This is a genomic window from Patescibacteria group bacterium, assembly GCA_038065255.1.
Taxonomy (GTDB): domain Bacteria; phylum Patescibacteriota; class Patescibacteriia; order JACQRZ01; family JACQRZ01; genus JBBTRI01.
Genome location: JBBTRI010000001.1, coordinates 30,879 through 43,072, shown reverse-complemented (window position 1 = coordinate 43,072; position 12,194 = coordinate 30,879). Strand labels below are relative to the sequence as shown.

Annotated in this window: 12 protein-coding genes; 1 reads left to right on the top strand and 11 read right to left on the bottom strand. The window is 45.9% G+C overall.

The genetic code is table 11. The features are described 5' to 3' along the window. Positions 1 to 2: 2 nt before the first annotated feature. The 11 genes from AAB400_00245 to AAB400_00195 all read right to left on the bottom strand — a co-directional run bounded on the left by AAB400_00245 (position 3) and on the right by AAB400_00195 (position 11,073). A complete protein-coding gene (locus AAB400_00245; protein MEK7648331.1) occupies positions 3 to 1,097 on the bottom strand; it encodes a deoxyhypusine synthase family protein in 1,095 nt (364 codons plus the stop codon). A gap of 64 nt (positions 1,098 to 1,161) precedes the next feature. Continuing rightward, entirely contained in the window at positions 1,162 to 2,586 is a 1,425-nt protein-coding gene (gene lysA, locus AAB400_00240; GenBank protein ID MEK7648330.1) for a diaminopimelate decarboxylase, read from the bottom strand. A gap of 3 nt (positions 2,587 to 2,589) precedes the next feature. Then, entirely contained in the window at positions 2,590 to 2,913 is a 324-nt protein-coding gene (locus tag AAB400_00235; protein MEK7648329.1) for an HPF/RaiA family ribosome-associated protein, read from the bottom strand. Between the two features lie 20 nt (positions 2,914 to 2,933). Continuing rightward, positions 2,934 to 3,857: a UDP-N-acetylmuramate dehydrogenase gene (murB, locus tag AAB400_00230; protein MEK7648328.1), complete on the bottom strand. Its 924-nt coding sequence runs from the start codon at positions 3,855 to 3,857 to the stop codon at positions 2,934 to 2,936. A gap of 3 nt (positions 3,858 to 3,860) precedes the next feature. Then, on the bottom strand, positions 3,861 to 5,219 hold the full coding sequence (gene murC, locus AAB400_00225) for a UDP-N-acetylmuramate--L-alanine ligase (protein ID MEK7648327.1): 1,359 nt from the start codon (positions 5,217 to 5,219) through the stop codon (positions 3,861 to 3,863). Beyond that, entirely contained in the window at positions 5,210 to 5,848 is a 639-nt protein-coding gene (locus AAB400_00220) for a glycosyltransferase family 2 protein (protein MEK7648326.1), read from the bottom strand. The genes murC and AAB400_00220 overlap by 10 nt, the downstream gene beginning before the upstream one ends. A gap of 7 nt (positions 5,849 to 5,855) precedes the next feature. After that, positions 5,856 to 6,953 carry a UDP-N-acetylglucosamine--N-acetylmuramyl-(pentapeptide) pyrophosphoryl-undecaprenol N-acetylglucosamine transferase gene (locus AAB400_00215; GenBank protein ID MEK7648325.1) on the bottom strand — a complete coding sequence of 366 codons (1,098 nt, stop codon included), beginning with the start codon at positions 6,951 to 6,953 and terminating at the stop codon, positions 5,856 to 5,858. Further along, positions 6,950 to 8,080, bottom strand: a complete 1,131-nt coding sequence (gene ftsW, locus AAB400_00210) for a putative lipid II flippase FtsW (protein MEK7648324.1) — start codon at positions 8,078 to 8,080, stop codon at positions 6,950 to 6,952. The genes AAB400_00215 and ftsW overlap by 4 nt, the downstream gene beginning before the upstream one ends. Positions 8,081 to 8,103: 23 nt before the next feature. Further along, the gene (murD, locus tag AAB400_00205; GenBank protein MEK7648323.1) at positions 8,104 to 9,606 is read right to left on the bottom strand and encodes a UDP-N-acetylmuramoyl-L-alanine--D-glutamate ligase; all 1,503 of its coding nucleotides are present in this window, start codon (positions 9,604 to 9,606) and stop codon (positions 8,104 to 8,106) included. 9 nt (positions 9,607 to 9,615) lie between these two features. After that, the gene (gene mraY, locus AAB400_00200) at positions 9,616 to 10,665 is read right to left on the bottom strand and encodes a phospho-N-acetylmuramoyl-pentapeptide-transferase (GenBank protein ID MEK7648322.1); all 1,050 of its coding nucleotides are present in this window, start codon (positions 10,663 to 10,665) and stop codon (positions 9,616 to 9,618) included. A 3-nt stretch (positions 10,666 to 10,668) separates the two neighbouring features. After that, complete coding sequence (locus AAB400_00195) at positions 10,669 to 11,073, bottom strand: hypothetical protein (protein ID MEK7648321.1); 405 nt, start codon at positions 11,071 to 11,073, stop codon at positions 10,669 to 10,671. Positions 11,074 to 11,286: 213 nt separating this feature from the next. Here AAB400_00195 and AAB400_00190 point away from each other — a divergent pair. After that, positions 11,287 to 12,194 (top strand): hypothetical protein (locus tag AAB400_00190; GenBank protein MEK7648320.1); only part of this gene is annotated, 908 nt, incomplete at its 3' end.

Genomic DNA, 12,194 nt, shown 5'->3' with positions numbered 1-12,194 from the left:
GACTAGTGGACTTCCTTATCAAGGCGTTCTGTTACTCCTTTGAGAATCAAGGGCCAGACGGTTGTTGCGTCTGCAAGTACTTCGACAAACATACCACCCTCTTGGGGTGGCACAAATTTACCCCAGGACACTCCTTCAGAGTACGTGCAACCGGAAAGCCCTCCCCAGTGAACCGGCTCTGGGCAAATTCTTAAGCCATACATAAAGCGCATAGCGGGATATTTATTGCCCTCACTATCTCCCTGCTGCCGATGATTTATAATTTCCAAATAGCACGCAACTTGCTGTGCCCAATTCCGTGGCACGCCACCACCTATCGTAAAAATGCCCGTTCGCTTCTGTTTGGCAATCAATTCGGTATAATGCTCAAGATCAAGGTATGGATCGAAAGCTATGGTTTTTTTTCCTTTCTTACGTCGTATGCGATTGTAGAGAGCAAAATCAAGACCCAATTCCGAGTCAGTAAATGCAGGTATGTAAATGGGGACATTCTTCTCGTATGCGCTTTTGACGATCGCGCGACCCGGCACATTGTCGCAGAGATATTTTCCTATTGCACGGACTATCGACGAGCTGCATACAACGTCATCCTCATTAATACCTTGGAACACCTTATCCACGATATCTTCAAGATCATCAAGATTTTTTTCAAGTTCAATCGTATCGGTTACGCGATTAAAGCCTTTGTCGAAAAATTCCTTATCATCCATGATGGCGGGATCAAATTTAAAATGGCTCATACCAACACCTTCAACAAGGCCATGTGTCATGAGTGCGCCGGTGCTGACAATTGCATTCAACATCCCCCGATCAATCATTTCTGCAATGAGGAGTCCCTGCTTTGCAACCGTCATTGCTCCGGAAAATGTTCCAACAACAAAGCAATCGGGATCTTTCGCCATTTTTGTGAGCAAATCAGCCGCTTCTCCCACTTGCCTTCCTCCAAAGGAAGTAAGTGACATGCTTTTGAGCAAATCGTCAAACGAGTGGATCGTGGAAATGTCCAAACTCACAAGAGGAGTAAGTCCCTTTGCATGTTCAGCGGAATGCCGATCGATTGGAGTATGTTCTGTATTCTGGTGAGGCGTAGATTCCATAGTATAATGCGCTAGTGTTTCGGTATCGATGTATCTTACGTTCTTTGGGTGCCCTGTCAAGATATCAGGGACATGTATTCACGGGCGGCACAGACGGTGGAATATCCACTTTTTTCTTTCGCTTATGCCCTCCCCACACTTTGTTCATATTAACGCGTAAAAGATTGTAGTAATGTTTCAATTCGTTCGGATCAGCTACTTTAAGCACATCGAGCTCCGGGGCAAACATATCTGAATACCTATCGCGCCGGCGAATAAGCTTTGTTGTTCCGTTTTCTTTGATCATAACAATCGGAGCGCGTTTCAATGAATTGAAATTAGACGCCATCGTATTACTATAGGCTCCGCAATCCATAATAGCCAGCAAATCCCCCGCTTCGAGGCGAGGTAGGTATACTGAATTTGAAAGCAGATCGATGCTGTCGCAGGTGCACCCTGAAATGCGATAATTGTACTGCCTGCGTCTGCGCATTTTTGTTGCAGGCAACATATCGTAGTGTGCCTCATAAATAAGAGGATCCGGCAAAAAAGCGTATGTTGAACCGTCGACAATCACTGTTCGCAGATTGCCTGTTCGCTTAGAACTGATAACCTTCACCAACCCAATACCGGCATTAGCCACACAAAACTTTCCAGGTTCAAAAATCAATTTTGGCAGAGGAAGATTAATTTTATTCGCGAGATACATGATATATGCGGATAAGCGCGCACCCATGTCGCGCGGATGAAACACCTCTTCATCGCCAGTTGCAATCGGAAATCCTCCTCCCAAATCCAAGAATTTTATCCTGTGGTTGTACTCCGTGATAAGATACTCGGCAATCTTAAACATTTTCTTTGCTGCGATAAAATATACTTTGGGATTTGAAATGTACGATCCGTGAAAATGAAGCCCTACGACATCGAGATGGCGCAGCTTCATGGCAATATCCACCGATTTTTTGAACCATGCATAGGGTATGCCATACTGAAGCTTACGCGTCGTATAGGATCCCAAATCGATAATTGGATTGAAACGTAAAAAAACCGGGATTTTTTTTCGTAGTTTCTTGCCTGCTTGTTCGATAACCCCAAGCTCTTCAATCGAATCGGCAGTAATCGCCTGCACGCCAACACGAGCGGCAAATAAAATATCTTGTTCCGTTTTGTAGAGATTGGTAAATGTTATTTCACGAGGCTCAAAATCCGCCAGGAGCGCCAAAATAATTTCTCCTACCGAGCTCGCATCAAGCTCGATATCTTCCTGGTTTGCAATACGCATGATTTCGAGATTAGAATTGCATTTCGTTGCATATTGCACGCGCAATCGTGGATACGGAAATGCTTTTTTGAATTCACGAAAACGTTCGCGAATCGTACGCTCAACGATAATATACATCGGAGTACAGTATTTCTTGGCAAGTTCATGGACTGAAATGCCTTCGATATAGAGCGTGCCGTTTTTTCGATCAGAAAGATAATCCCACCGATCTCTGATGTAGTGGCTCATAGGCTACGTTTCGCTTCCTCCGCGGCGCGGATGCGCTTTTAAACGTTCAAGCTGGCGTGAAAGCGCAACAAGCACTTCATCAAGTGCGCGTACAAATGTTTCACTGTCAGATTCGCCATGAATGAGTGCTGAATCACCGGTGGCTAATGAAAGTGTTGCCCGCATATGGATGACCTCTCCCTTGCGATGGTGTCGGTCGCGTTTGATTTCAAGATTCAGCAAAACGGCATCTCGAAAGCGCTTTGCAAATGCTGAGCATTTCGCATCGATATGCTTGTTGTTTTGGTCGGTGAGCACTATATCCACTACTCGAGTTGTAATTTCCATACAATACCCTGTTATGATTTTTAGTTACCTATATATTGTATCTCTTCACACAAATGAATGCCATATTTTTCAAATACCTTTTTCTTTGCAAGGTCTATCAATTGTATCACGTCCTGACAGCATGCTCCACCGGTGTTGATAAAAAAATTCGCATGTTTTTCTGAAATCATAACGTTATTTCCACAATACCCCTTGAGCCCGACGTGTTCAATAAGGTATCCGGAAGCCACACTTCCTTTTCGCACATATTCTTCGGGGATGTGTGATGTATCAGGAAATGAGGTAAGCGGGGTATTTTTGAACATACTACCTATACAGCGTGCGCCGAGTGGCTGCGTTTTCTTTTTAATCGCAAGGCACTCTTCTACTCTCTGAAGGGTTGCAGCTGGATTGCTTTGGGTAAGGTGATATGTAGCTTGACTAATGAGCCATTCAGGATGTTGGGCGCATGCACTTCTGCGATAGGCGAAACCGAGCTCTTGATGCATAAGCGTCTTCACTTCTCCGCTCTGCAGATCGATTATTTCTGCTGAATCAAGTACATCCCCTGTCTCACCGCCAAACGCACCGGCATTCCCCCGCACAGCGCCTCCTACCGTTCCCGGTACACCAAATGCCCATTCCAACCCACTCAACCCGACTTTGGCAGTTTCATGCACAAGCATGGCAAGCACAACACCAGCGACTGCAACTACTCCTGTGCCATCAATGGAATAGGTGCGATCTTCATTTTTAATAACAATCCCATCAAAACCCCTGTCGCTAATCAGCACATTGCTTCCGCCACCAAGAATAGTGTATGGCATGCCCTCTTTGCGAACAAACGTTGCCGCTTCAAGTAAATCCTTGCGTGTGCGTACGCGTATAAATAATTTCGCGGGACCCCCAATAGCAAACGATGTGTGTCTGGCCAAGGGTTCTTGTTGTGTGAGCTCCATTGCCATAGATTAATTTTTCAAAAATCTCTCAGCGACTTTCCACACATCTTCACTTGCTCCCATACACACAAGCACATCGCTCGCGTGTGCGCGTAAATCAAGTATCTCAAGCGTGTGATCAATCGAACCCGTATATTCCGCATTGTGAGAGTGGGTATTGATGGCTTCTGCTAAGTCGCGCGCATGAACTGCGCCTTCCTTTTCGCGTGCTCCATAAATATCGAGTACCAACACACGATCAACACTCTCGAAGCTCTTTGCAAATGAATCAAAAAACGTTTCCGTTCGGGAAAACGTATGAGATCCAAACACGCACCATAATTTTTGATTTGGAAACTGTTCACGCAGAGCAGAAAGTGTTACGCGAACTTCTGTTGGATGGTGTCCATAATCAACATATACCTTCGTTATTCCTTTGGTACCCCTATACTCAAGTCGTCGGGCTGTTCCTCTGAACATTCCGAGTGCTTGAATAATTTTTTCAGTACTGCCGACACCAAGCACATCACAGAGAGCAAAAACACCAAGCGCATTCAATGCATTGTGCCTACCAATAAGAGAAAGAGTGCAGTCGCCGATATACTCCGAATGGCGGAAAATACTAAACACACTCTTCTCTCCTTCGTTTCGATAGTTACCTAGGCGATAATCCGCCTCGACATTCTCACCATAGGTTGTAGGGGGCACATGCGCAGATAGTACAACATCTCTCACGCCATTATCATCGGTACATGCAACAATGTGCTGAATGCTTTTGTGAGCAAGGAATGCTCTAAACGCATCGGCATACTCGTGTTCCGAGTGAAAGAAATCCGGATGATCCCATTCGACTGACGTGAGAAGGACTGCTTTGGGGTCGTAGTAGCGCAGTTTATTCTGATACTCATCTGTTTCCAAGACGAAATACTGTGATGATCCTGTCAAAACATTTGTATCAAATTGAGGAACAAGGCTTCCGATAAGAGCAACCGGATCTGCTCCACAAAATTGCAACACATATGCCATCATGGCACTCGATGTTGTTTTTCCATGCGTGCCGCACACAGAGATGCCAAACATCGGATTAAAAAGCTCTCCAACGGCTTGGGGATAGCTCACCTGGTGAATTCTCAATTCACGGCTCCGTTCGCGCTCCGGATGATCTTCCGGATACCCGGTAGAATAGATGACTTCGTCAAGATGATCGGAAATATTCTCAGCATTAAACGGCTCAACGGCAATGTCTGATTTTTGAAGTACAAGATCTGACGGCATGGCATCAAGCATATCGGAGCCGCATACATCAAAGCCACGCACTTTCAATAGTTGTGCGAGTCCGCTTGTTCCCCATCCCTTAATGCCGATAATATGAATTTTTTTTATTTCCATAGCGTTTCAATCTCAGCGCGAATGATCTGCCAAAACATGCGTATGCGCGCCCTGAACCCTTTCCAAAAACCGTATTTTCGCTCCTTAACAACCTGCCTCAAGCCTTGTAAGACACTATAGCGTACTGCAATATGATGTTTTCTGCAATAGGCATTCATTGCTGTTTCAATGCCGAAATCCCGTACAGAATTTCCCGAAAGCTTCAAGAAGTCAACGCGACGAATCGCCCTCTCGCCTCCCAATACCGGCGCGATATGCGGCAATAGCCATGTCAGAAACCGCCCCCTATCCCGCAGACCCACAGTCATGCCGACTTCGCCATTTTTTACAGGCTCGATGAGCGCATCCGCATGCTGCGGAATAAAATGCATGAGATCTGCATCTGCAAAGAAGAGAATATCTGCATCAGTTGCATTGGCCCCTGCAAACATTGCAATGCCTTTCCCGCAATTGTTCTGGTGGGTGATCACGCGAGCTCCGGCGGATTGTGCCACGCGAGCTGTTCTATCGGTCGAGCCATCATCAATAACAATAATTTCATTCACTAAGCGTGACTGCCGAAGAGGCCTGATAACATTAGCTATGTTCTGCTCTTCATTGAGTGCGGGAATGATTGCTGCCACCTTCATACGTCTTTTAGAGTGAAAGAAGAATATCTACGCTTCTTTGGCGCGCCCCACCCTCAAGTGCTTGGGACATGCGCAGTGAGTATTCCTCGCGCATAAGCGTATCGTGAAATAGTTTTTTCATCTTTTCACCAAACATTTTTTTTGTGAGTGAATCTTGGGAACAATAGAGTGCAGCGTTTCGTTTTTCAAAATACAGTGCATTCTGCTCCTGATGGGAATGAGGAATGGGAATAATAATGCATGGCTTTCCAAGTGCGGAAAGCTCAGCCAGCGACCCCATGCCTGCGCGTGTCACAACAACATCGGCAAGCGCTAACGCAATAATAAGACGATCGGTAAGAAATTCATAGTGATGGTAGTGCGACAGCGTGGCATACCCATCCGGCGCTTTGCCCTTTCCGATTATATGAATAATATGGCATACTCCTTCGAGATCAGAAACCGATTCCATAATGAGCGCATTAATAAACTGTGAGCCTGTACCGCCGCCCATCACGACAGCGACGGGCAGATCATCATGGATGCCAAATGACTCCCGCGCACTGCGGCGCTCGGATTCGTGCTCCATTTTCTGCTTCCAATCTTGTACCAACAGACGCACCGGGATGCCAATCGTATGCGTTTTACGCGAAGGAAAAAATCGCTCTTCTTCCTTGCATGCAACAAGGATTGCTTGAGCGCAGAATGATGTTAAGAGGTTTGAAAGGCTTGGCACGATATCTAGCTGCAGAATCATTGCTCGTTTTCTCAGGAGCCATCCCGCCCACAGCACCGGCACACTCACAAAGCTTCCGGCGCCAATAATGACATCGGGGCGAAAACGCAAGATGGCGATGAGTGACTGAATAATACCGATACACAATAAAAAAGGATCAATCAGATTTCTTACATCGAAGTACTGGCGCAACTTTCCGGTATAGATTGAGTGGAATGGGATATCTGATGCGCAGACAATATCCTTTTCAACCCCTTTCTTTGTTCCAATCCATAACACGTCGGGCTGCCCGACTGCATCGCGTTCCATTCTCGAACGAAGCTCTTCAATGATTGCTATGAGCGGCGTCACAGAACCGAGTGTACCGCCGCCAGCGCAGAGTATTCTCATACATGCCCACCCTTTGATTGACGAGAAACATTCACGACAATCCCCATCGCAGTCATAAGTACAAGCAATGATGATCCCCCATAGCTCACAAATGGCAATGGGATACCGGTAAGCGGTAGGAGGGAGAGCATGGCAGCGATATTTATGAATGTTTGAAATACTACCCATGACATAATACCCACGCACAAATATCGCCCAAAATCATCCGGCGCTTCAGATGCTATGCGATACCCCTGCAATGCAAATAGGGTAAAAAGAATAACAATAGCAGCAGATAAGATAAACCCGAGTTCTTCGGCAATAATTGCAAAAATTGAATCGCCTGTCGCTTCGGGTAAGTATGCGTATTTCTGCCGCGAATGACCAAACCCCCTTCCAAGCAAACCGCCCGATCCAATAGCAAGCAATGCTTGGTTGATATGATAGCCAATTCCTTGGGGATCGAGTTCAGGGTGAAGAAATGTCATGAAACGCTGCAGTCGGTATGATGCAGTATTGATGAGAATGAAAAATAATATCCCCGCACCCGATGCGGCCAGAACAATATGTCCCAGATGGGCTCCGGCAATAAAATACATACTGAATGCTATCGCAACAATCACCGCCATTGTCCCAATGTCCGGTTCAAGAATAATCAACAGAGCAATGCATCCAAGAAGCGCCATAAACGGCATGAAGCCGTAGGAAAAATCTTTAATATTTTTTTCTCCCTTACTCGAAAGCCATGTTGCGAGATACAATAAAAATGTCAGTTTTACCGCTTCTGAAGGTTGAAAAAGAATCGGCCCCAGATGTACCCAGCGCGTTGCACCTCCATAGGAAAAACTCAACCCGGGAACAAACACAAGGACGAGAAGAACAATAGAAACAAGAATGAGCAAAAATGCCGCCCGTTTCCAGATATGATAATCTATTCGCGATGCAAGAAAGAACAATACAAGCCCGGGAAGGGCGCCAAAAAGTATCTGATGGGAAATATAGTAAAAACCGCTGCCGAATTTCTGGAATGACACCACTGATGATGCAGATGAAAGCATGACGAGCCCCAAAAACAAAATCCCAAAAAAATAGGAAATAAAAAGATAATCCGGCCTACCGGATGACTTTGCCGTTAAACCCTTCAACATACTGCCCATGGATGTCCGCCGTTTCATGCATGTTCGTTTTTAAGTATGGTTACACATTCTTCAAACTGTCCGCCACGATCAAATTCGTTAATAAAAAGCCCGAAACTTGCGCTCGCAGGCGATAAGAGAAGTATATCACCTTCCCGTGAGCGCTGCCATGCTTTACCAACCGCTTCTTTCATGGATGCTGCATATTCAATACTGCACGGGGCATGGGCCAGGACAAGCGCTTCAACAAGACGGGGTGTTGCCGTTCCCGTAAAGAGAACAGCATGGGAAACGCTCTCGCTGATTACCGGCGCAAGGGAAGAAAAATCAAGACCTTTATCTGATCCGCCGGCAATAAGAATAAGCGCATTATGAGGCATAGTCGCAAGCGTCTGCAATGCAACGATGGTTCCTTCAGGCGATGTTGCGGCTGTATCGTTATAGAAATGCCTCCCTCCAACGTCGCCGATATATTCAAGTCTGCTTGGAATACCCTTGAAATTCTGTACAGCATCGCGAATAGCATCTGCCCTAACACCGGCAACCCATGCCGCACAGCTTGCCGCAAGAACATTTTCGATCATATGCTCGCCAATCGGGATGATGTCGCTTATGAAAAATAACTCATGCTCGCCATCTGCATCCCGCATCCAAATCGCATCCTCGCTAGGTTTGCGAACCGATGGAGAACAATAGGTGCCTCGTTCGATGTTTTGATTTTTCCGAGAAAACCAGTAGCGTGTGCCTTCATGCTGTTCGCCACCGCATTGCCGCGTTTGAGAATTATCGAAGTTGAAGATGGCACTGTCAGAACTTTTTTGAAAACGATAGATCGTTTTTTTTGCATCAATATATTCATCCATGTCCCGATACCTATTGAGATGGTCAGGAAAAATGTTTGTCATAACGGCAATATGCGGACTCAGCTCATGTTCAGCCAAGCCCTCAAGCTGCCAGCTCGAAAGCTCCATAACAGCCATTGGACGCTCGCTGCTCTGTGAAGCTGAATCAAGCAGTGCATCTATCACTTCAAATCCACCTTGGCTGCCGCTTGGCAACGCAACGCTTGTCACCTGCGCCTTAGGAATGTTTCGCCGTACCATTTCGAAAAGCAGGGATGTCGTAGTAGATTTCCCGCGCGTGCCCGTAACGCCGATTTTTGGAATTGGCGGCGTCAAAAGAAAAAACAAGCTTGTTTCATTTTCTATCGGAACATTCGCACTTCGCGCAATATCCAAATAGGGCGACGAACGCGGTACTGCAGGGTTCTGAACAACGATATCTGCTGAGCAAAAATCGCTCTCGCGATGGCGACCGAGTATATATTCTACTGAGATGAAACGCTTGTCTGAATGTTTCAGTCGATAGGCCCTGCAAAAGGCATCGAGCTTTTCTAGTGTTGGCAAAAGTCCTTCGCGGTTTTTCAGATCCGTAACAATGACTTCTGCACCATGGGCAAAAAACCATTTTGCAACCGGCAAGCCTCCGCCATGCAGGCCCAGGCCCATAACGACGATTTTCTTGCCTGCAATATCCATATATTTTACTTAATAGATTCCCCTATCAAGAAGCGTGATAACAATACCAGCCACTGCCGTGATTCCTGAAATCACCCAGAACCGCATAACAATTGTCGGCTCTTTCCAGCCCTTCGCCTCAAGATGGTGGTGAATCGGAGAAGAAAGGAATACTTTTTTTCCGAATATTTTTTTGGAAAACATCTGGATAATCACCGATCCCGATTCGATCACAAAGAGTAATCCGATGATCGGCAAAAGCAGCGCGGAATTGGTCAGCATGGCAACAATGCCAAGTGTTACACCCAAAGACATCGCACCCGTATCCCCCATCATAAATTTTGCAGGATAGATGTTGAACCACAGGAATGCCAAGAGCGCGCCGATAATGACTGCACAAAATGTTGCAAGGTCGTAACGGCCCTGAATAAATGCGATTGCGCCATATGCACCAAATGCCGATAGAAGCGTGCCTCCGGCAAGGCCATCGAGTCCATCGATTTCGTTCACGGAAAAACTTGTTGCAACAATGATAAAAATAAAAAATGGAATATACCACCATCCGATACTAAAGTCGCCAACAAAGGGGACATGGAGCACATCCCAGCCAAGTTTTGAATAAAACCACCATGCTCCCACAATAGCAATACTCGTACAGAGAAGCAGTTGGTAGCGCATGGAAAGCCCTCCTCCCTTAGGACCAAGTTTGCGCACGGTATAATAGTCATCAACAATCCCCACAAGAGCAGATGCAACAAGAGCTCCGAGCGGCAAAAATACCTGTGATCGAGTTAAGAAATTCATTTTTTGAAAAAAGTCTATGGGAATGAACAGCGAGAGGTAATAGGCGACCAATGCAATAATTAGTGTTGTTCCCCAGATAAGAATCCCACCCATTGTCAGCATACCCTCTTTGCCTTCATGCATTTTTGCAAAAATAGGCGCATGAATTTTGTCGCGGTTCTTTTTTTCAATTCCGTATTTTCGCAGCACTACATACAGCAATGGCAACCACGCCCATGCAATGACGAATGACAGCGTAGCAAATGCCATGACTTTGAATACTTCGAAATTCACCATATCTCAAAACAGGTTTGCTTTTATAATAAGAAGAAGACTCCATATGAGCACGCCCTGAATGCATGCAGCACTACTGGAAAGCGCATAAACGGAGAATTTCTCATGATGGTAGGTGTGCTTTCCAATAATCATATTTCCCGCAAGTACCGCCAATCCAAGGAAGGGGATGGCAAGAATATAATACCATGGCCCTACAAAATCAGGGCCAATACCCACCTTATAATGAAGTGCAATAAATTCCTTATCCGGCTGGTAAAGCGTATGGAGATTAGCCACAAAAACTCCCCACAGTACGACATGAAGAATGGCTGCAGTACCATAGAAATACAAGAGCAACCGATCGCGACAGAGCAGGTTTCTATCGATCTGATCCCATATGTGACTCACAAGTATATTTCTCATCATCATAAGAAAAATGTCTCAGTAGCATACACCATTAAATCGAATTCTGCAATATCATAGACTCTCAACTGATCGGATTGTTTTGAATGCATATGTTAAGCATCTTCTTGACACATACTATGTCTTTGGTAGGATAGATTTTATGTCCTTTCCATATTCTCTTCATTCTTTGGTTACTATTCAATCATTCCTTGCTATGGCTTACCGAAGGTGCTCTCCATGACGATGCAAACACTCGTTAACTACTGGATGCATCAGCGCACCGACCGCATGGTGATCACCAATGGCTCACAAAGCAAGACTGCTTTTGCGCTTGGAAGCTTCGAGATGTTCCGCGAAATTGGACTCATCGCTTCTGCGCCCCTCTTCAAAGAAGTTGAGTTGGGTGTGATGCTTGCGTTGCTGCTGCCAAAAAATACCGGCTATGATCGTGTACAGTTTGCCAGCACAACGATGGGCTCTGACATTGACCATAAAATCATCGATGTACTGTCCGCCGTCCACCAATTTAACACGGCGTACTATGCTCAGGCCAATGTGTTTGGCGGTGATTACGAGCACATCCCTATGCTCCCGCCCATTCACGACCCTGACAAAGATCTGATCAATCAACCGACTGGTGTGAGTGCGGAATTCCTCGCTCGGCAACTCGCCAATGGAGCGCATATTCATCTCGATCGCAATGATTCGCGCATTGGAACGATTACCGCGAACCCGCTACTGGCGGAAACGACTGAACAGCTCAATGACAAGAATTTCATGTATCGCTTAATGGACGAACATGATGTTTCGTTCAAACGCCCATTGGCAGTACTTATTGACGATATCCCGCTTGATGCTCTGGATATTCTTCTGACCTTTGATGACGCCGTTATCCTTGGCGAGTTTTCCGTTTTGATGGAGATTAGAGCGATCAAACACGAAGGAACGTTTAAGCCATTTATCAATTATTTCGTTAAGGTGGCAGGCGGTGCTGGCGGCAACAGTGCTGAAGCAAGCATTTGTCGGGTACATCCTATTGCCGAGAATGGCGCGCACTTCCGCAAGATGCTCGAAAACATCAAGCGCCGCAAAGAAACAGGCGTGAAAAGCTGCGGATTGCAGCTGCAAGAACCGATAGCCGCAAA